The sequence below is a fragment of the Microlunatus flavus genome, assembly GCF_900110855.1.
In the GTDB taxonomy this organism is placed as follows: Bacteria; Actinomycetota; Actinomycetes; order Propionibacteriales; family Propionibacteriaceae; genus Microlunatus; species Microlunatus flavus.
In genome coordinates, this window is the sequence record NZ_FOFA01000015.1 from 1 (window position 1) to 19,846 (window position 19,846).

16 protein-coding genes are annotated in these 19,846 nt (G+C 74.3%); 6 read left to right on the top strand and 10 right to left on the bottom strand.

What is annotated here, in order from left to right; genetic code table 11:
• The 4 genes from BMY04_RS21520 to hemE form a co-directional block, all read right to left on the bottom strand.
• Positions 1–1,051: DUF222 domain-containing protein (locus tag BMY04_RS21520; protein ID WP_091186888.1), on the bottom strand; the 1,051-nt coding region annotated here is incomplete at its 3' end.
• Between the two features lie 108 nt (positions 1,052–1,159).
• Positions 1,160–1,858 carry a hydrogen peroxide-dependent heme synthase gene (gene hemQ, locus BMY04_RS21525; RefSeq protein ID WP_091186891.1) on the bottom strand — a complete coding sequence of 233 codons (699 nt, stop codon included), beginning with the start codon at positions 1,856–1,858 and terminating at the stop codon, positions 1,160–1,162.
• Positions 1,855–3,270, bottom strand: a complete 1,416-nt coding sequence (gene hemG / locus BMY04_RS21530; RefSeq protein WP_091186893.1) for a protoporphyrinogen oxidase — start codon at positions 3,268–3,270, stop codon at positions 1,855–1,857. The genes hemQ and hemG overlap by 4 nt, the downstream gene beginning before the upstream one ends.
• Positions 3,267–4,355 (bottom strand): uroporphyrinogen decarboxylase, encoded by a 1,089-nt coding sequence (gene hemE, locus BMY04_RS21535; protein WP_091186897.1) that lies wholly within the window; start codon positions 4,353–4,355, stop codon positions 3,267–3,269. Before hemE ends, hemG begins: the two co-directional genes overlap by 4 nt.
• Before the next feature lie 82 nt (positions 4,356–4,437).
• Here hemE and BMY04_RS21540 point away from each other — a divergent pair, with 82 nt between their 5' ends.
• The 4 genes from BMY04_RS21540 to BMY04_RS21555 are packed head-to-tail and all read left to right on the top strand — an operon-like array spanning position 4,438 to position 9,721.
• Positions 4,438–5,049: a DUF3000 domain-containing protein gene (locus BMY04_RS21540; RefSeq protein ID WP_091186901.1), complete on the top strand. Its 612-nt coding sequence runs from the start codon at positions 4,438–4,440 to the stop codon at positions 5,047–5,049.
• On the top strand, positions 5,046–6,356 hold the full coding sequence (locus BMY04_RS21545; protein WP_091186904.1) for an HRDC domain-containing protein: 1,311 nt from the start codon (positions 5,046–5,048) through the stop codon (positions 6,354–6,356). The genes BMY04_RS21540 and BMY04_RS21545 overlap by 4 nt, the downstream gene beginning before the upstream one ends.
• Before the next feature lie 9 nt (positions 6,357–6,365).
• Entirely contained in the window at positions 6,366–7,586 is a 1,221-nt protein-coding gene (locus tag BMY04_RS21550; protein WP_091186907.1) for a thiolase family protein, read from the top strand.
• The gene (locus tag BMY04_RS21555) at positions 7,583–9,721 is read left to right on the top strand and encodes a 3-hydroxyacyl-CoA dehydrogenase NAD-binding domain-containing protein (RefSeq protein WP_332452348.1); all 2,139 of its coding nucleotides are present in this window, start codon (positions 7,583–7,585) and stop codon (positions 9,719–9,721) included. Before BMY04_RS21550 ends, BMY04_RS21555 begins: the two co-directional genes overlap by 4 nt.
• 71 nt (positions 9,722–9,792) lie before the next feature.
• Here BMY04_RS21555 and BMY04_RS21560 read toward each other — a convergent pair whose 3' ends face one another.
• From BMY04_RS21560 to BMY04_RS21570, 3 genes are all read right to left on the bottom strand, one after another.
• On the bottom strand, positions 9,793–10,473 hold the full coding sequence (locus BMY04_RS21560) for an NADPH-dependent F420 reductase (RefSeq protein ID WP_091186910.1): 681 nt from the start codon (positions 10,471–10,473) through the stop codon (positions 9,793–9,795).
• 60 nt (positions 10,474–10,533) lie between these two features.
• Positions 10,534–12,465, bottom strand: coding sequence for a 1-deoxy-D-xylulose-5-phosphate synthase (gene dxs, locus BMY04_RS21565; RefSeq protein WP_091186914.1), 1,932 nt, complete (start codon positions 12,463–12,465; stop codon positions 10,534–10,536).
• Positions 12,466–12,648: 183 nt separating this feature from the next.
• Positions 12,649–13,020: a hypothetical protein gene (locus tag BMY04_RS21570; protein ID WP_091186917.1), complete on the bottom strand. Its 372-nt coding sequence runs from the start codon at positions 13,018–13,020 to the stop codon at positions 12,649–12,651.
• Between the two features lie 112 nt (positions 13,021–13,132).
• Here BMY04_RS21570 and BMY04_RS21575 point away from each other — a divergent pair, with 112 nt between their 5' ends.
• Both BMY04_RS21575 and BMY04_RS21580 read left to right on the top strand, forming a co-directional pair.
• Positions 13,133–14,167: a Gfo/Idh/MocA family protein gene (locus BMY04_RS21575; protein ID WP_091186919.1), complete on the top strand. Its 1,035-nt coding sequence runs from the start codon at positions 13,133–13,135 to the stop codon at positions 14,165–14,167.
• Complete coding sequence (locus BMY04_RS21580; protein WP_232506562.1) at positions 14,164–14,610, top strand: HIT family protein; 447 nt, start codon at positions 14,164–14,166, stop codon at positions 14,608–14,610. Before BMY04_RS21575 ends, BMY04_RS21580 begins: the two co-directional genes overlap by 4 nt.
• 11 nt (positions 14,611–14,621) lie before the next feature.
• Here BMY04_RS21580 and BMY04_RS21585 read toward each other — a convergent pair whose 3' ends face one another.
• The 3 genes from BMY04_RS21585 to BMY04_RS21595 form a co-directional block, all read right to left on the bottom strand.
• Positions 14,622–15,425: a hypothetical protein gene (locus tag BMY04_RS21585; RefSeq protein ID WP_139210083.1), complete on the bottom strand. Its 804-nt coding sequence runs from the start codon at positions 15,423–15,425 to the stop codon at positions 14,622–14,624.
• 90 nt (positions 15,426–15,515) lie between these two features.
• On the bottom strand, positions 15,516–18,386 hold the full coding sequence (locus tag BMY04_RS21590; protein WP_091186927.1) for an aconitate hydratase: 2,871 nt from the start codon (positions 18,384–18,386) through the stop codon (positions 15,516–15,518).
• Positions 18,387–18,618: 232 nt separating this feature from the next.
• Entirely contained in the window at positions 18,619–19,845 is a 1,227-nt protein-coding gene (locus BMY04_RS21595; protein WP_091186985.1) for a class I SAM-dependent RNA methyltransferase, read from the bottom strand.
• Position 19,846 lies beyond the last annotated feature (1 nt).

A 19,846-nucleotide genomic window follows, 5' to 3' on the forward strand; every position in this document is an offset into this window, starting at 1 on the left:
CCATCCACAGCACCACACCCTTCGCGTCGACGACGGTCGGATAGCAGGACGCCTGGTCAACGAGCTCGGCCACCGCAGTCGGGCCGAGGCGGGTGCCGTCGCTCGTCGTCGCACAGCCGCTGCGCTGCAGGAGGTCCGCTGCCGCGATGGTGACGATGACGGTGGCCGGGGTACCACCGGAGTCGGGCAGGGTGCCGGAGCGCAGCAGCCGGTCGCACGCCTCTTCGAGGGCGTCGTGCATGCGTTGGCCGTGGTGGCGTGGGTCGACCTCGGTCACCGTGCGGCCGTCGTGCTCGCCGACGACGCCGACCACGCTGTTGCGCGGTGCAGTCAGCGGGGACAGCACCGCACGCAGCTTCGCGCCGACCGCCGGCGTCAGGCGGAACTCGCCGACGCACATGCCGTCGCGGGCGCGGCGCAGGGTGAGGTGGCGCCGTTCGGCGTCGACCTCATCGCGCGGCAGGGTGCCGTCGGGGTCGATCCCGTCGACGACCTGCGCGGCGAGGTCGCTCAGCGGTTTCGGCGCGAACGCGACCGCGAACCCGGCGAGCAGCTCCTCGGCCGTGTCGAGGTCGGCCGGGTCGAAGCCGCGATGGTCCACCGTCGCCAACGCGCGCAGGCACACGTCGACCTGCTCCGGCCCCGCCTCGCCAGCCCGCTGCGCCGCGGCCAGCGCCAGCCGCAACGGCGCCAACACCTCCCCGGTCACCGATCGGCGCGCACCCAGCTGCTCCGCCGCCCGGACCCGGCGGCGAGCCTCCCCATAAGAGATCCGCAACGCCCACGCCAGGACACCGCTCATGCTGCGCTGCGTCAGGGTGTCGGGCAGCCGCCGAACCTCACCCTCGGTCACGACGTGGTGGTCGACGAGCGACTGCCGGTTGCGCAGCCGCTCGAAGCGTTGCGCGAACCCGACCAGCGCCACGTCGTCCAGGTCGCCGAAACCGCCCTCCTCGACCACCGTCACCAGGTGCTCCAACGCCGTCTCGCAAGCGACCAGCGCCAGGTCGACAGACGCCGTTCCCGTGCGCTCCACCGCCTCGATCACCATGTAGAAAACGCTACGGGAGACCACCGACAGAATCGAACACCCGAGCGAATCTGTGGATGAGTAGGACGTGCTGCTCGAGCAGCGCCCGACGCGCTCGAGCCGAGGTTGCTACCAGCGCTCGACGATCTGAGCCAGCTCGAGGCGGCGCCCGGTGTAGAAGGGCACCTCCTCACGCGTGTGCCGCCGGGCCTCGGCGGAGCGCAGCGCGCGCATCAGGTCGACGATGCGGTGGAGCTCGTCGGCCTCGAAGGCCAGCATCCACTCGTAGTCGCCGAGCGCGAACGAGCTGACGGTGTTGGCGCGGACGTCGGGGTACGGCCGGGCCAGCATGCCGTGCTCGGTGAGCATCCGGCGCCGGTCCTCCTCGGGCAGCAGGTACCACTCGAGCGAGCGCACGAAGGGGTAGACGCAGAGGTACGCCTTCGGGTCCTCCCCCGACATGAACGCTGGCACGTGGCCCTTGTTGAACTCGGCCGGCCGGTGCAGCGCGAGCTGCGACCAGACCGGCTGCAGCCCGCGGCCGAGGTCGGAGCGGCGCAGCGCGTGGTAGGCGTCCTGCAGGGTGTCCGAGCTCGGCGCGTGCCACCAGACCATCAGGTCGGCGTCGGCGCGCAGCCCGGACACGTCGTACCAGCCGCGGATCTCGAAGTCGTCGTTGTGCTGGTGCGCGGCGTCCCGCGTGCCCCGCTCGATCGCCCGCAGCGCGGAGTCGGCCACCTGCTCGGGCGAGTCCTCCACCGGCCGCGTCGCCTTGAACACCGACCACATCGTGTAGCGGATGGTGTTGTTGATCTCGCGCGCCTTCATCGTTCTCCTGCCGGTGCTGCCGTGGTGTGAGGGACATCGATCCTGCCACCGAGGTCCGAGAGGACCTTCTCCGCAGCGGCGTCGGCGGACGCGAGGCAGGCCGGCAGCCCGACGCCGTCCAGGTACGCCCCGGCCAGCGCCACCCCGGGGACGCCCTGCAGCTCACGCCGCAGCTCGTCGACCAGGTCGACGTGGCCGACCCGGAACTGCGGCAGCCCGCCGCCCCAGCGGCTCACGGCGGCGTCGACGAGCTGGGCGTCCTCCCAGCCCGGCAGGCCCGACACCTCCGCGAGGCTGCGGCGCACGAGGGTCTCGTCGTCGACCTGGAGGACCTCCGCCTCCCCGGCGCGGCCGACGCTGACCCGCAGCGCGGTGACGTCGTCGCCGTACGCGGCGCGGACCTGGTCGCCGACCCAGCCCCACTTCGTCGCGGAGTAGGTGAGCGCCTTGACGGTGGGCAGCTGGCCGGGCGGGACCAGCAGCCCTGAGTCGGCCGGCGCGAGGCCGCGCACGACCATGGTCACGACGGCCACCGAGGCGTAGGGCACGTCCTCGAGCGCGGCCAGGGCCGCGGTGCCCGGGAGCACGCCGGCCAGCAGCCGGCTGGTGGCCGGCGCGGGCGCGGCGAGCACGACCACGTCGGCCTCCACCGCACCGGCGCTCGTGGTCACGACGACCCCGGTGCCCACCCGGCGCAGCGCGGTCGCGGTCGTCCGCAGCCGGAGGTCCGCCCCCTCCTGCCCGAGGCGCTCGACGAGGGCGTCGACGAGCGCGTGCACGCCGCCGACCAGCCCGGCGAACACGGGTCCCGCACCGGGTCGGAGCGATGCCCGCGCGTGCCCGGCCAGCGAACCGCCCGTCCGCGCCGCCGCGAACAGCGCCGGCGCGACGGACGCGAAGGACAACGTGCGGGAACGGCCGGCGTAGACCCCGCCCAGGAGCGGTTCGAGCAGCCGGTCGGTGACCTCGGGCCCGAAGCGCTCGTCGACGTACGCCCCGATCGGGAGGTCGTTCGGCAGGGGCGGCGCCGGACGGTCGGGCTCGGCCTCGGCGTACGCGGCCGCACCGGCGGTGAGCAGCGGGCGCAGCGCCGCCGGGTCGACGGGGACGCCCTGCAAGGACGGCGGGATCGGACGCGGCTCGCCCTCGACCAGGACGCGGGGTTTGGCTGTCGTCGGCGTGGTCCGCCGCGCCGCGAGCCCGAGGGCGTCGGCGAGGCCGACCGCCTCCGGACGACGGGCGAGCATGGACTCAGCACCGCCGTCGAGCACCAGGTCGCCCACCCGGACGGGGGCGAGCTTGCCGCCCCAGCGGGTCCCGGCCTCGACCACGGTGACGTCGAGGCCCGCGTCGCGCAGCCGCAGGGCGGCGCCGAGCCCGCTGACGCCGCCGCCGACGACGACCGCTCTCACACCGCGCGCGCCTCCGCGCGCAGGGTCGGGCCCTCCTCGTGGACGAGGTCGACCACGCGGCCCAGGACGTCGGGGTCGGTCTCGGGCGGGACGCCGTGGCCCAGGTTGAAGACGTGGCCCGGTGCGGCCGCCCCGGAGCGGACGACGTCGCGGACGCGCTCGGCCAGCACCGGCCACGGGGCGCCGAGCAGCGCCGGGTCGAGGTTGCCCTGCACCGCGTACGCCGGCCCGAGCCGACGGCTCGCCTCGGCCAGCGGGATGCGCCAGTCGACGCCCACGACCTCGGCGCCCGCCTCGCCCATCCGGGTGAGCAGCTCGCCGGTGCCCACGCCGAAGTGGATGCGGGGCACGGTCGCGATGCCGGCGAGCACGCGCGCCGAGTGCGGCTGCGCGAAGGTCGTGTAGTCCGCGGCCGACAGGCTGCCGGCCCAGGAGTCGAACAGCTGCACCGCCGACGCGCCGGCCTCGACCTGGGTGCGCAGGAAGTGCGCGGACATCGTCGCCAGCCTGGCGCAGAGGTCGTGCCACAGCTCGGGGTCGCCCACCATCAGCGCCTTGGTCCGGGCGTAGTCGCGGCTGGGCCCGCCCTCGACGAGGTAGCTGGCGAGGGTGAAGGGCGCGCCGGCGAAGCCGATCAGCGGGGTCTCCCCCAGCTCGGCCACGAGGAGCCGTACGGCCTCGTCGACGAATCCCAGGTCACCGGGCTCGGCGGGCACCAGGCGCTCGAGGCCGGCACGGTCGCGCACCGGCTCGGCGACGACCGGGCCGCGGCCGGGGACGATGTCGAGGTCCACGCCGGCCGCCTTGAGCGGGACCATGATGTCGGAGTAGAAGATCGCCGCGTCGACGCCGTAGCGCCGCACCGGCTGCAGCGTGATCTCGGCGACGAGGTCCGGCCGTGCGCAGCTGTCGAGCATGGCGATGCCCTCGCGGACGCGCTTGTACTCGGGCAGGGACCGGCCCGCCTGGCGCATGAACCACACCGGCAGCCCGTCGCCCTGCTGCCGCCGCGCGGCCCGGACCAGGAGCGGCGCGGACACCTCCTGGGTCTCCGACGGCGGCAGGGTCACGGTCGCGTCGGGCACCCCACGATCCTTCCACGCCGCGGGAGGACCCGGGTCCGGCGCGTCGGCCGCACGACGGGGCCCGCGCCCGTACGCTCGACCGGTGGTCGCGCGCACCGATGTCGTCAGCGCCCCGGCGGAGTTCCGGCGGGCCGTGGACGCGCTCGCGTCCGCCGTGTGGCGCCCCGAGCTCGCGGTCGAGGACATCCCCGCCCCGCAGCGGATCGCCCCCTTCTCGGCGGCGGTCGTCGCCGACGTGCTCGTGGGGGACGAAGAGGTCGGCAACGGCCGGCTCGTGCTGCTGCACGACCCCGACGGCAACGCGGCCTGGGAGGGCACGTTCCGCTGCGTGACGTTCGCCCGCGCCGACGTCGACCCCGAGATGGTCACCGACCCGCTGCTCGCCCGCGTCGGGTGGTCGTGGCTGCTGGACGCGCTCGAGGCGCACGACGCCGCGTACACGGCCCCGAGCGGCACGGTCACCTCGGTCGCGAGCGAGTCGTTCGGCGGCATGGCGGACCACGAACCGCGCGCCGAGGTCGAGGTGCGAGCCTCCTGGACGCCGCTGCTCACCGAGGGCGAGGGCCTGGACGCCCACCTCGCGGCGTGGGCGGAACTACTGTGTACGACGGCGGGTCTTCCCCCGCTGCCGGCGGGTGTCGTGCCCATGCCGCCCCGCCGGGGCACACCGAGCCGAAGCACCCGGAGACGTTGACCACCGCACCGCTGCCCGCAGAGGACGCCCCCTCGGACGAGACCCCCTCGGACGACACCCAGGTCCCCCTGCTCACCCAACCCGCCGACGGCGTCCCCGACGTCGTCGAGACGCCCGAGGCGCTGCTGCGCACGATCGAGGCGCTGGCGGCCGGCACCGGCCCGGTCGCCGTCGACGCCGAGCGCGCGCACGGCTTCCGCTACAGCCAGCGCGCCTACCTCCTGCAGCTGCGCCGCGCGGGTTCGGGGACGCACCTGATCGACCCCATCGCCTTCGGGACCACCGACGAGGCGGGCTCCTTCGTCGCGGCCGACCTCTCCGAGCTGCGCCGCGCGATCGCCGACGACGAGTGGGTCGTGCACGCCGCCAGCCAGGACCTGCCCTGCCTGTTCGAGGTCGGGCTGCTGCCGACACGGATCTTCGACACCGAGCTCGCCGCGCGCCTGCTCGGCTACCCGCGGGTCGCGCTGGGCACGATGATCGAGCAGACCTTCGGGGTGCGGCTGCTCAAGGAGCACTCGGCCGCCGACTGGTCGACCCGGCCGCTACCCGCCGACTGGCTGACCTACGCCGCGCTGGACGTCGAGCTGCTCGTGGAGCTGCGCGACGCCCTCGCCGCCCAGCTCGACGCCGCCGGCAAGCGGGAGTGGGCCGAGCAGGAGTTCGCGGCACTGGTCGCCGGGGCCGGGGCTCCGGCCCGCCGGCGCACCGACCCGTGGCGGCGCACGTCCGGCATCCACCGCGTCCGCACCCGTCGCGGCCTCGGGCTGGTGGCCGCCCTGTGGAACGCCCGCGACGGCATCGCCCAGCAGCTCGACCGCGCTCCCGGGCGCATCCTGCCCGACGCCGCCATCGCCGAGGTCGCCGTGGCGAGCACCCCGGGACGCGACGCGCTGCGGCGGGTGCCGGCCTTCGCCCGTCGCCAGGCCAAGCGCCACGAGTCGGACTGGCTCGCCGCCATCGAGGCGGTGACGCAGCTGCCGGAGACGGAGCTGCCGGCGCTCCACCTGCCGGCCGAGGGGCCGCCGCAGAGCCGCGTGTGGGCGTCGAAGAACCCCGAGGCCGCCAGCCGTCTGGCCCGGGCCCGGGACGTGCTCGGCGCGCGGGCCGAGGAGCTCGACCTGCCGGTGGAGAACCTGCTCACCCCCGAGCACGTCCGCCGCCTCGCCTGGAGCCCGCCGGCCGAGATCACCCCCGCCTCCGTCGACGCGGCCCTCGTGGCCGCCGGCGCGCGGCCCTGGCAGCGCGAGCAGACCGTCGACCTGCTCGTCGAGGCGCTTCGTGAGGACGAAGTTACTCACGAGTAATATGCGGCCATGCCGCACGTCTCCCGTGACGTCGTCTTCGTCGACGGCGTCCGCACCCCCTTCGGCAAGGCCGGCTCGATGTACGCCGAGACCCGCGCCGACGACCTGGTCGTCAACTGCATCCGGGAGCTGGTCCGCCGGCACCCCGAGCTGCCGCCGGAGCGGATCGACGACGTCGCCATCGCCGCGACGACGCAGACCGGCGACCAGGGGCTGACGCTCGGGCGGACGACCGCCCTGCTCGCGGGGCTACCGCGCAGCGTGCCCGGCTTCGCCATCGACCGGATGTGCGCGGGGGCCATGACGGCGGTGACGACCATGGCGTCGGGCATCGCCTTCGGGGCGTACGACGTCGCGATCGCCGGCGGCGTCGAGCACATGACGCACCACCCGATGGGCTTCGACGCCGACGTCAACCCCCGCTTCGTCGCCGAGAAGCTGGTCGACCCGTCCGCCCTCGTCATGGGCGCGACGGCGGAGAACATCCACGACCGCTACCCCGCCATCACCCGCGAGCGCACCGACGCGTACGCCGCCCTGAGCCAGCAGCGCGTGGGCCAGGCGTACGCCGACGGCGTCATCCAGGAGTCGCTCGTCGGGGTCGCGCTGCGCAGCGCCGAGCACGGCTGGGGCCTCGCCTCCGCCGACGAACCGCCGCGGCCCGGCACCACGACCGAGGCGCTCGCCGGCCTGCGGACGCCGTTCCGGCCGCACGGGCGGGTCACCGCGGGCAACGCCGCCGGCCTCAACGACGGCGCGACGGCGTGCCTGGTCGCCGCCGAGGAGACCGCCGAGGAGCTGGGCCTGCCGGTCGCGATGCGGCTGGTCTCGTACGCCTTCGCCGGCGTCGACCCGGAGGTGATGGGCGTGGGCCCGGTCCCCAGCACCGAGAAGGCGCTGGCCAAGGCGGGCCTGTCCATCGCCGACGTCGGCGCCATCGAGATCAACGAGGCGTTCGCCGTGCAGGTGCTCGCCTTCCTCGACCACTTCGGCGTCGACGCCGAGGACCCGCGCGTCAACCCGTACGGCGGCGCGATCGCCCTCGGCCACCCGCTGGCCAGCTCGGGCGTGCGGCTGATGATCCACCTGGCGCGGGCGTTCCGCGACCACCCGGAGACCCGCTACGGCATCACGACGATGTGCATCGGCCTCGGCATGGGCGGGACGGTCGTCTGGGAGAACCCGGCCTGGGACGGCACGGTCCGCAACGACGCGGGGAACCGCGCGTGACCGGCGTGCTGCAGGGCGCCGAGCTGGCCGCGCTGATCGAGCGGACCGCCGCCGGCGCCCCCGACGAGGTCGTCACGCACGCGCTCAGCCGCGACGTCGTGCTCCCCCACGGTGCCGGCACCTGCGTGCTCGTCACCCTCGACAACGGGATCGACCACACCCGGCCCAACACGTTCGGCGCCCGCGGGCTCGCCGAGCTCGACGCCGCCCTCGACGCCGCCCTGGCCCGCGACGACGTGGCGGCGGTCGCGGTGACGGGAAAGCCGTTCATCCTCGCCGCGGGGGCCGACCTCAGCGCGATCCCGCGGATGACCGACCGCGACCAGGCCCTGGCCATCGCGCAGATCGGGCACGCGGTGTTCGACCGCCTGCACACGGCGTCGGTCCCGACGTTCGCCTTCGTCAACGGGCTCGCGCTCGGCGGCGGCTTCGAGCTGGCGCTGCACGCCCACCACCGCACGGTCTCGGCCGCCGCCGCCGGGCTGGCCCTGCCCGAGTGCTTCCTCGGTCTGGTGCCCGCGTGGGGCGGCTGCTACCTGCTGCCGAACCTGATCGGGCCCGAACGGGCCGTCTCGGTGATCATCGAGAACCCCCTGAGCCAGAACCGCATGCTCACCGGTCCGCAGTACGCGGGTCTCGGGATCGCCGACGTGCTCCTCGACGGCGCCGACTTCCTGGAGCGCTCGCTCGACTGGGCCGCCCGGGTGGTGACCGGCGACGTCGTCGTCGAGCGCCCGGAGCCCGACCGCGGCGAGGCGTGGGACGCCGCCGTGGCGCACGGCCGCAAGGTCGCCGACGGCAAGGTCTCCGGAGCGGCGCCGGCGCCGTACCGGGCGCTGGACCTGGTGGCGATGGCCCGGACCGCCGACCGCTACGCCGTGTTCGCCGCCGAGGACGAGGCGCTCGCCGACCTCGTCATGTCGCCGGAGCTCCGCTCGGGCCTGTACGCCTTCGACCTCGTGCAGAAGCGAGCGCGCAAGCCCGCGGGGGCGCCGGACCCGTCGCTGGCGCGCAAGGTCGGCAAGGTCGGCGTCGTCGGCGCCGGGCTGATGGCGACCCAGCTGGCCGTGCTGCTCCTGCGCCGGCTGCACGTGCCCGTCGTCATCTCCGACGTCGACCAGGCGCGCGTGGAGCACGGCGTCGCCGGGATCCACGGGGAGGTCGACCGGCTGCTCGGCAAGCGCCGCATCTCCCCCGACGAGGCGAACCGCCTGCACGCCCTGGTGAGCGGCAGCACCGACCTCGCGACGTACGCCGACTGCGACCTCGTGATCGAGGCCGTGTTCGAGGAGCTCGAGGTCAAGCGGCAGGTGTTCCGCGCGCTGGAGCGCCACGTCTCCGCGGAGGCCGTGCTGGCTACCAACACCTCGTCGCTGTCGGTCGCCGCGATGGCCGAGGGCCTGGCCCACCCCGAGCGGGTGGTCGGCTTCCACTTCTTCAACCCGGTCGCCGTGCTGCCGCTGGTCGAGGTCGTCCGGACGCCGGCGACGGACGACGCGACGGCCGCGACCGCCCTGGCCACGGCCAAGGCCCTCAAGAAGAACGCCGTGCTGGTCGCCGACGCGTACGGGTTCGTCGTCAACCGGGTGCTGCTGCGGTTCATGGGCGAGGTGATGGGCGCCGTCGACGAGGGCACGCCGGTCGAGGTGGCCGACGCCGCGCTCCGGCCGCTGGGGCTGCCCATGTCGACGTTCACGCTGCTGCAGCTGGTCGGTCCCGCCGTCGCGCTGCACGTCGCGGAGACGCTGCACGACGGGCTGGGTGAACGGTTCGTCGTCTCGCCGAACCTGCGGGCGCTGGTCGAGGCCGGACGCCCCGGGCTCTACGACTGGAGGCCGGACGGCACGCCGTACGTCTCCGACGAGACGGCGGCGCTGCTGAGCGTCGGTGACTCCCCCAGCACGGCCGAGCAGGTGCGCGAGCGGGTGCTGAGGGCCGTGACCGAGGAGGTCGGCGCGATGCTGGCCGAGGGGGTCGTCGCCGCGCCGATGGACGTCGACCTGTGCCTGCTCCTCGGGGCCGGCTGGCCGTTCCACCTGGGTGGCATCACGCCGTACCTGGACCGCGAGGGCTGGAGCGAGCGCGTGCTGGGGCGACGCTTCCTGCCGCCCGGCGTGGCGAGCGTCCCGGCCTGAACGACCCGCCGACGCACGACGCCCCCTGAGCCTGCGGGCTCAGGGGGCGTCGGACGCTTGTGGTCCCAGGCTCAGCGGATGGAGCGGTCGCCCTGGCCGAGCAGCTGCTCGATGCGCTCGCGCGTCGGCGGCGTCGGGTGCTGGAAGTCGCCGTCCGGGGTGTAGACCCCGACGTACGCGGCCTGGTCGCGCTGGAAGCGCCAGCTGTCGGCGATGCTGCCCGTGTCGTACACGTCGTAGCCCAGCGACTCGATGAACTCGGTGGCGGCGCGCTTGGCGTCCGCATCGTCGCCCGCGATCAGCAGGGTGCTGCGGTCGGCGGCGCCGGCCGGGCGCTGCATGGTCGCCAGGTGCGCGGAGAAGATGTTGTTGAACGCCTTGACGACGTGCGCGCCGGCCAGGTGCTGCTGGACCAGGCCGGTCGTCGTCGTCTGCTTCTCGTCGAGGGCGGCGATGTCGCCGTCACGCTCGGGGTAGTAGTTGCACGTGTCGAGCACGACCTTGCCCACGAACGGGGCGGGGTCGACCTCCTCGACCTTGCCCAGCGGGATCGTGAAGACGACGAGGTCGCCGGCCTGCGCCGCCTCGGCCGCCGTCGCCGCACGCGCCTTCGGGCCGAGCTCGGCGATCTTGTCGGTGAGGGTCTGCGGGCCGCGCGAGTTGGCCAGGACCACGTCGTGGCCCGCGGCCACCGCCAGCTGGGCGACCGCCGTGCCGATGTTGCCGCTTCCGATGATGCCGATCGTTGTCATGCCTGGTGCAAGCGGCTGCATAGGCGGACTATTCCGACCGCCTGCTCTGGCGTGGCCGGGTCAGGCGGTGCGCGGCGCGGAGTCGCGGCTGAGGTCGGACTCCTGCGCCACGATGGTCTCGACGACGGTGCGCGCGATGTCCTGCGGCGCGAGGCCGAGCTCGGCGAGCAGCTCGGCGCGGGTGCCGTGCTCGAGGAACTCCTGCGCGATCCCGAACTCGCGCAGCGGCGTCGCCACCCCGGCCTGGCGCAGCTCCTGCGCCAGCCGCGCTCCGCAGCCGCCGACGACGCCGTTGTCCTCCACCGTCACGACGAGCTCGTGCGTCCTGGCGAGCTCGAGCAGCGCGGGGTTGACCGGCAGGGCCCAGACCGGGTCGACGACGGTCGCCCCGACGCCGTGGTCGACGAGGCGACGTCCCACCTCGAGCGTCGTGCCGACCAGCTGGCCGTAGCCCACCAGCAGCACGCGCGGCGGCGACGTCTCCGCGCGCAGGAGCACGTCCAGCCCGTCCACGACCTCGACGGCCGGGATGTCGTCCGGCACGGCCTCCTTGGAGTAGCGGATCACGGTCGGCGCGTCGTCGATCTGGCTCGCCACGTCGAGGGCCTCGCGCAGGCGGGTGGCGTCCCGGGGCGCAGCGAGGTGCAGACCGGGCACGAGCTGCAGCAGCGACATGTCCCACATGCCGTGGTGGCTCGGCCCGTCCGGCCCGGTCACGCCGGCGCGGTCGAGCACGAAGGTCACCCCGCAGCGGTGCATGGCCACGTCGAGCAGCAGCTGGTCGAAGGCGCGGTTGAGGAACGTCGCGTAGACGGCCACCACGGGGTGCAGGCCCTGCATGGCCAGCCCGGCCGCGGAGGTGACGGCGTGCTGCTCGGCGATGCCGACGTCGAAGAACCGCTCCGGGAAGGCCGCCGCGAACTTGTGCAGCCCGGTCGGGTAGGTCATCGCCGCGGTGATGGCGACGATGCGCTCGTCACGCGCACCCAGCCGCACGAGCTCCTCGGAGAACACGTCGGTCCAGGTCTGCGGCCCAGGGGCGCCCAGCGGGCGGCCGGTGACGGCGTCGATCTTGCCGACCGCGTGGAAGCGGTCCTCCTCGTGGGCCTCGGCCGCTTCGAAGCCGTTGCCCTTGCGCGTCAGGCAGTGCACCAGGACGGGGCCGCCGAACTGACGCGCCTGCGTCAGCGCCTGCTCCACGGCCTGCTCGTCGTGCCCGTCGACCGGGCCGATGTACTTGAGGCCGAGGTCGGCGAACAGCCCCTGCGGCGCCAGCACGTCCTTCAGCCCGCTCTTGACGCCGTGCAGGACGTCGTACGCCGTGCTGCCGACGACCGGTGCCTTGCTCACGCCCCGCTTGACCATGTCCAGCACCTGCTCGTAGCGCCGGTGGGTCCGCAGGCTCGTCAGCTGCTTGGCCAGGCCGCCCACGGTCGGGGTGTAGGAGCGGCCGTTGTCGTTGACCAGCACGACCAGCGGCAGGTCGGTCGACTCGGCGATGTTGTTGAGGGCCTCCCAGGCCATCCCGCCGGTGAGCGAGCCGTCACCGACGACGGCGAGGACCGTCCCGGACCGGTGCTGGAGCCGGATCGCCTTCGCCAACCCGTCGGCGTACGACAGCGCGGTCGACGCGTGGGAGTTCTCCACCCAGTCGTGCTCGGACTCCGCCCGGCTCGGGTAGCCGGCGAGGCCGCCCTTCTGCCGCAGGGTGGGGAACGCGTCCTGGCGCCCGGTCAGGATCTTGTGGACGTAGCTCTGGTGGCCCGTGTCGAAGACCACCGGGTCCTGGGGCGAGTCGAAGACCCGGTGCAGGGCGATCGTGAGCTCCACGACCCCGAGGTTGGGGCCCAGGTGCCCGCCGGTCCGGCTGATGTTCTCGATCAGGAAGGCGCGGATCTCGTCCGCCAGCCGGGGCAGCTGCGCGGGCTCCAGCGCCTTGAGGTCCGCCGGGCTCTGGACCTGTCGGAGCAGGCCGTGGGAGGCGGTCACCATCCCACCAGGATAGGGGCGGGGTGGGCCCGTCCGTGCCGTCCACGCCCGGCGACCGGGTGCCGGCCCGGTCGGGACCGTGCCCCGCAGGCCCCGTCGTCGTGCCCGCGAGGGCGCACACGACCCGGGCGAGCCGCCGCACGAGCCGCGCGTGCGCACGTCGGACGGACAGGAGCGTGCCCCCGCTCACAGCCGCGCCAGGAACGTGCGGCCGCGCAGCGCCTCGCGGACCAGACCCACCGCGCGGCGTGTCCGCATCAGGGCCGCGCCCTGCTCGAGCCAGATCTCCGCCGCCGTGTCCACCACGTCGGGACGCACCTCGCCCTTGAGCGAGGTCCGCACGGCCGCGAGCCCGTCCTGGACGGCCCGGCACTGGCCCTCCACGAAGTGCTCGGCGAACTGCGCGAGGACCAGCGGGTGGTGCCGCAGCACGCGATAGCCCCGGAAGTCGGCCGGGCAGCAGTCGAAGAGGTACGCCACGGCCGTCTTCTCCCAGTCAGGGGCGCCGGGCGGGCGCACGGCGTCGGGCCAGCCGGGCGGGGCGACGGAGAGGGGCATGGGACGAGGTTATCGAACACCTGTTCGCATGCACAAGAGCCGCCCGCGCTCCGTCCGAGCCTGCCGGTAGCGTCCTCGCGTACCCGCCCGACGACCCTGCAGGAGCATCCGCGTGACAACTCAGGCCACCCCGGCACCGCTGCGACTCGGCCTCCTCGGGGCCGCGCGCATCAGCGAGGACGCGGTCGTCGCGCCCGCCCACGAGCTCGGCGTCCGGCTCGTGGCGGTGGCCGCCCGGGACCAGGACCGCGCGCGGGCCTTCGCCGAGCAGCACGGGGTGGAGCGCACGGTCGCGGACTACCAGGCCCTCGTCGACGACCCCGAGGTCGAGGCGGTCTACAACCCGCTGGCGAACGCGCTGCACGCGCCCTGGAACCTCGCCGCGGTCGCCGCCGGCAAGCCGGTCCTGAGCGAGAAGCCCTTCGCCGGGAACGCGCAGCAGGCCCGCGAGGTCCGCGACGCGGCGGCGCGGGCGGGCGTGCCGGTCGTCGAGGCCTTCCACCAGCTCTACCACCCGATCACGGCCCGCCTGCTCGAGCTCGCGGGCAACGGGGAGATCGGCGAGCTCCAGCACGTCGAGGCGCGGATGCTGATGCCGCCGCCCGCGCCCGACGACCCCCGCTGGTCCGCCGAGCTCGACGGCGGCGGCCTGATGGACGTCGGCTGCTACGCCCTGCACGCGGTGCGCGACCTCGCGGGGCTGCGCGGCGGGGAGCCGCGCGTGCTGCGGGCGGTGGGCGGCGAGCACCCCGACCGCCCGGGCGTCGACGCCTGGCTGACCGCCGACCTGGAGCTGCCCGGCGGCGTGAGCGCCCGCGTCGAGTCGAGCATGACGCACCAGGACGTCGACTTCTCGCTGCGCCTCGTCGGCAGCCGCGGCGAGGCCTACGCCCCCAACTTCGTCAAGCCGCAGCAGGACGACCGCGTGGTCCTGACCCGGCTCGGCGAGGACCCGGTGGTGGAGCACCTCGGCCGCCGCACCAGCTACACGTACATGCTCGAGGCCTTCGCACGGCTGGTCCGCGAGGGCGTGCCGATGCGCAGCGACGCCGACGACGCCGTCACGACGATGGAGCTCGTGGACGCGGTCTACACCGCCGCCGGCATGGCGCCCCGCGCCGGCGCCGCAGCACCGGCCGCGGGGTGACGGCCGCCGAGGGCGAGCGCGACGGCGGGCCGCGCGACATCGTCTGCCAGCTCGTGCGCGACGAGCTGGACGCCGAGGTCGTGCTGCGCACCGACGAGGTGGTGGCGTTCCTCGACATCCACCCCGTCTTCAAGGGCCACGTCCTGGTGTCGCCGGTCCGTCACGTCGACACGCTGCTCGACCTGCCGCCCGACCTGATGGTCCCGCTGCTGAGCGCGGCCCAGCGCGTGGCACGCGCGATGGGTGACGCCCTCGGGGCCGGGGGCACCTTCGTCGCCGTGAACAACGTCGTGAGCCAGTCGGTGCCGCACCTGCACGTCCACGTGGTGCCGCGGACGAAGGGCGACGGCCTGCGCGGCTTCTTCTGGCCGCGCACGCGCTACGCCGAGGGCGAGCGGACGGCGTACGGGACGCTGCTGCGCGACGCGCTCGGGGCCGCCTGAGACCCTCCGGCTCAAGCCAGGTCGAAGGGGCGCACCAGGGCCAGGTGCGCGGCGGCGGCGTCCACGGCGCGGGGGCCGAACGCGCACCCCGGGCCGACCGACTCCGCACCACCGGGGGCGCGGACCGCCACCGTCCACGGCGCGTCGCCCGCGCACGACGTGAGCTCCTGGGCGAGGAGGCCCGCGGCGACGAGCGCCAGGGCGTCGCGCTCGTCGGGCGCGAGGTCGCGCCGCTCGTCCGGCCTTCCCGGACGGGTCAGCCGCAGCGCGCCGTCCGGACCCGCCTCGACGGTGTAGCGACCGCGGCTGCCGCCCAGCTGCTCGGTGCGGACGACCAGGGCCGGCGCGTCACCGGGACGGAGGGCCTCGTCGAAGCGCCCTGCGAGGGCGTCGGTGAGCAGGGTGAAGAGCCGGTCGAAGGTCGGCGTCGCCGGGGCCTCGGCCCCGCCGCAGGGCTCGGTCACGCTCATCGACAGCTCCCCGACGCGCAGCCCGTGCGTGATGGGGTCGCTGCAGGGCGGCGAGCCGCCCCGGTCTGCCGCCGCGCGCGCCGCGGCGGCCTCCCGGGCCAGCGCCGGGTCGGCCAGGGCCGCCCGCAGCTCGATGAGCCGGTCGGCGCCCAGCCGTCCCCCGCGCACGCCGACGAGCACGGCGACACCGTCGGGCCGGACGTGCAGGACCTGGCGGAGCCCGGCGACGCCGCCGGAACGGCTGAGCGTGACCTCGGCACCCGGGTCGGGCGCCGGGCCTGCGGCGGGCGTGCACCCGGCCAGCACCGCCAGCACGACCAGGACCGCCGCCGCACGCCACCTCACGCCCGCAGTGTGGCCGACGGGCGGCCCGCCGCGGCCCGGGGACGCCGACGGCCGGCCACCCCACGTGGGGTGGCCGGCCGCCTCAGGTCGTCAGCGCTTGAGCAGCGAGCGCAGCACGTACGGCATGATCCCGCCGTTGCGGTAGTAGTCCGCCTCCCCCGGCGTGTCGATGCGGACGACCGCGTCGAACTCCACGCGCTGTCCTGAGCTTGTCGAAGGGTCGCCGGCGGTGACGTGCACCGTCTTGGGCGTGGTGCCGTCGTTCAGCGCGGTGACGCCGCTGAAGGAGAACGTCTCCTCCCCGGTGAGACCCAGCGACTCGGCGTTCTGCCCCTCCGGGAACTGCAGCGGGAGCACGCCCATGCCGATGAGGTTCGAGCGGTGGATCCGCTCGTACGACTCGGCGATGACGGCCTTGACCCCCAGCAGGGCCGTGCCCTTGGCCGCCCAGTCGCGCGAGCTGCCCGAGCCGTACTCCTTGCCGGCCAGCACCACGAGGGGCGTGCCCGCGGCGAGGTAGTGCTCGGAGGCCTCGTAGACCGTCGTCACGGGCGCGCCGTCGACCGTGAAGTCGCGGGTGACGCCACCCTCGGTCCCCGGCGCGAGCCGGTTGCGCAGGCGGATGTTGGCGAACGTCCCCCGGATCATCACCTCGTGGTTGCCGCGGCGCGAGCCGTACGAGTTGAAGTCGCGGCGCTCGACGCCGTGCTCGCTCAGGTACTTCCCGGCGGGACCGTCGGCCTTGATCGAGCCGGCCGGCGAGATGTGGTCGGTGGTGACCGAGTCGCCGAGCATCAGCAGGACGCGGCCGCCCTCGATGTCGGTCACCGGCACCGGCTCGGCGGGCATGCCGTCGAAGTACGGGGGCTTGCGCACGTACGTCGACTGCGGGTCCCACTCGAAGACGTCGCCCTCCGGCGTCGGCAGCGACTGCCACTGCTGGTCGCCGGCGAACACGTCGGCGTAGGACTCGGCGAACATCTCCGCCCCGATCGAGGCGCCGACGATCTCGTCGATCTCGGCCTCGGTCGGCCACACGTCGCGCAGGTAGACCGGCCGGCCCTGCTCGTCGGTGCCGAGCGGGTCGTTGACGAGGTCGGTGTCCATCGTCCCGACCAGCGCGTACGCCACCACGAGCGGCGGCGAGGCGAGGTAGTTCATCTTCACGTCGGGGTTGATCCGGCCCTCGAAGTTCCGGTTGCCGGAGAGCACCGAGACGACGGCGAGGTCGTTGTCCTGGATCGCCTGGCTGACCTCGGGGATGAGCGGCCCGGAGTTGCCGATGCACGTCGTACAGCCGTAGCCGACGAGGTTGAAGCCGAGCTTGTCGAGGTAGGGCGTCAGGCCCGAGCGCTCGTAGTAGTCGGTGACCACCTTGGAGCCCGGCGCCAGCGTCGTCTTCACCCACGGCTTGCGGGTCAGGCCGCGCTCGACGGCCTTCTTGGCCACCAGCGCCGCCCCGATCATGACGCTCGGGTTGGACGTGTTGGTGCACGACGTGATCGAGGCGATCGTCACCGCGCCGTGGTCGATCTCGAACGTCTGGCCGTCGAGGGTGACCTTGGTGCGGCGGCTCGGCCGGCCGATGTCGGCGGGGACGCCGTTGCCGAACTCGTGCGGCTCGCTCTCGCCGCTCTCGCTCGAGCTGACCGGGTCGGAGGCCGGGAAGGTCTCCGAGACCGACTCGTCGTAGCCGTTGAGGGCGGGTGCGGAGTCCACGTTGGGCGCGTGCTGGTCGGGCGTGGCCGAGCCCTCGGGCAGGTCGTCGTCGTCCACGTACGCCTTGAGCGCCTCGCGGAAGCCCTGCTTGGCCTCGGACAGCACGACGCGGTCCTGGGGACGCTTCGGGCCGGCGATGCTCGGGACGACGGTCGACAGGTCGAGCTCGAGGTACTCCGAGTAGCGCGGCTCGCGGTCGTCGTCGTGCCAGAGGCCCTGCTCCTTGGCGTACGCCTCGACGAGCGCGATCTGGTGCTCGTCCCGGCCGGTCAGGCGCAGGTAGTCGGTGGTCTTGGAGTCGATCGGGAACACCGCGATGGTCGAGCCGTACTCCGGGCTCATGTTGCCGATGGTCGCGCGGTTGGCGAGCGGGACCTGCGAGACGCCGGGCCCGTAGAACTCGACGAACTTGCCGACGACCTTGTGCTGGCGCAGCATCTCGGTGATGGTCAGCACCAGGTCGGTGGCCGTCGCGCCCTCGGGCATCTCGCCGCTGAGCTTGAAGCCGACGACGCGCGGGATGAGCATCGACACGGGCTGGCCGAGCATGGCCGCCTCCGCCTCGATGCCGCCGACGCCCCAGCCCACCACGCCGAGGCCGTTGACCATCGTCGTGTGCGAGTCGGTGCCGACGCAGGTGTCGGGGTAGGCCTGGCCGTCCCGCGTGAACACGACGCGCGCCAGGTGCTCGATGTTGACCTGGTGGACGATGCCGGTGCCCGGCGGGACGACCTTGAAGTCGTCGAACGCGGTCTGGCCCCAGCGCAGGAACTGGTAGCGCTCGCGGTTGCGGCCGTACTCGATCTCGACGTTCCGGCTGAACGCGTCGGCGGTGCCGAAGACGTCGGCGATCACCGAGTGGTCGATGACGAGCTCGGCCGGCGCCAGCGGGTTGATCTTGCTGGCGTCGCCGCCGAGGTCAGCCATGGCCTCGCGCATGGTGGCCAGGTCGACGACGCAGGGCACGCCGGTGAAGTCCTGCATGATCACGCGGGCCGGCGTGAACTGGATCTCGTGCGAGGGGTCCTCGTCGGCGACCCAGCCGCCCAGCGTGCGGATGTGGTCGGCGGTGATGTTCGCGCCGTCCTCGGTCCGCAGCAGGTTCTCCAGCAGGATCTTCAGGCTGTACGGCAGCGACTCCGCACCCTCGACGGCGTCCAGCCGGAAGATCTCGTACGACTCCTGGCCGACCTGCAGGGTCCCCTTCGCCCCGAAGCTGTCGACACTCGTCCCGTCACTCATCCGGCCTCCTCGCCTCACAAAGTATCTTGACGTCAAGATATCACGCACGAACCGGCCTACCGGTCCGACGACCAGCCTCCCCCAGGCGCGTGTTCGACGGCAGGTAAGGGTCCCCTGACCCTGGCCGCCGTCACCTCTCTGCCGCCCCCTCCACGGAAAGTGGTCACTCCAGAGCTGCTCGACGGCGTGTCGCGGGCGCGGAGTGACCACTTTCCAGACGACGCGAGGGGGGTCAGGAGGTCGGGCGCAGCACCGCGACGCACTCGACGTGCTGGGTCATCGGGAAGAGGTCGAAGCCGCGGATGCTCGTGGCCTCGTAGCCGTGCTTCCCCGCGGTCGCCAGGTCGCGGGCGAGGGCGGCGGGGTCGCAGGCGACGTACGCGACCGCGCGCGGGCGGCGCGCCAGGACGTCGCGCACCACGCGGGCACCGGCGCCCGTCCGGGGCGGGTCGAGCACGACGAGGTCCACGGTCCGCGGGAGCTTGGCGAGGCCCTGCTCCACGCGGTCTGCGGTGAAGCGGGCATCCCTTCCGGCGTCGGCGAGGTTCCGGCGGGCCGCAGCGACGGCGGCGCGGCCCGACTCGAGGCCCCAGACCTGGCAGCCGGCGTCGACGAGCGCGCCGGCGAAGAGGCCGACCCCGCCGTACAGGTCGAACGCGCGCTCCCCCGCCCGCGGTGCCAGCCCGTCGAGCACGGCGCCGACGAGCGTGTCGGCGGCCGCCGGGTGGACCTGCCAGAAGCCGTCGGCCGGCACCGCGTACGCCCGCCCCCGGACCACCTCGGTGAGCCCGCCCTCGGGGGTCGCGTCCCCCGTGACCTCCGCCCTGCGCCCGACGAGCAGGGCGGTGCCGGTCGGCGTCCCGGCGGCGACGACCTCGGCGCCGGCCGGCCAGGTCCGGTCGACCACGGAGGGCGTACGGGGCGACGCGATCGGGCACCCGGCGTCGGGCACCGCGACGAGCTCGTGCGAACGGTGCCGGCGCAGCGCGGCGCGCCCCTCGGCGTCGGCGTGGTAACGCATCCGGGTGCGCCAGCCCAGCCCGTCGTCGTCCCCCGACCCCGGTACGGGCACCGCCTCGACCTCGCCGTCCCAGTCGATCCCGGCGAGGCGCTGCAGCTGCTCGGCGACGACCGCGGTCTTGAGCCGGCGCTGCGCCGGCAGGCTCGCGTGCTGCCAGTCGCAGCCGCCGCACAGGCCGGGCCCGGCGACCGGGCAGGGCGGTTCGACCCGGTCGGGCGAGGGCTCGAGCACCTCGGTCGCGTCCCCGCGCCAGAACCGGTCGTGGCTGAGGTCGGTCAGCGTGACCAGCACCCGCTCCCCCGGCAGCGCGTGCCGGACGAACACCACCCGTCCCGGACCGCCGTCGCCCACGTCGAGCCGGGCGACGCAGTGCCCGCCGTGCGCGACCGGACCGACCTCGACGGGGCCGACGACCTGCCCCTCGACGTGCTGCGCCACC

Coding starts and splice junctions, on each gene's coding strand:
- BMY04_RS21560 (WP_091186910.1), bottom strand. CDS start 10,473: ATGACAACGATCGGCATCATCGGAAGCGGCAACATCGGCACGGCGGTC.
- dxs (WP_091186914.1), bottom strand. CDS start 12,465: ATGGTGACCGCCTCCCACGGCCTGCTCCGACAGGTCCAGAGCCCGGCG.
- BMY04_RS21550 (WP_091186907.1), top strand. CDS start 6,366: ATGCCGCACGTCTCCCGTGACGTCGTCTTCGTCGACGGCGTCCGCACC.
- BMY04_RS21570 (WP_091186917.1), bottom strand. CDS start 13,020: ATGCCCCTCTCCGTCGCCCCGCCCGGCTGGCCCGACGCCGTGCGCCCG.
- hemQ (WP_091186891.1), bottom strand. CDS start 1,858: ATGAAGGCGCGCGAGATCAACAACACCATCCGCTACACGATGTGGTCG.
- BMY04_RS21590 (WP_091186927.1), bottom strand. CDS start 18,386: ATGAGTGACGGGACGAGTGTCGACAGCTTCGGGGCGAAGGGGACCCTG.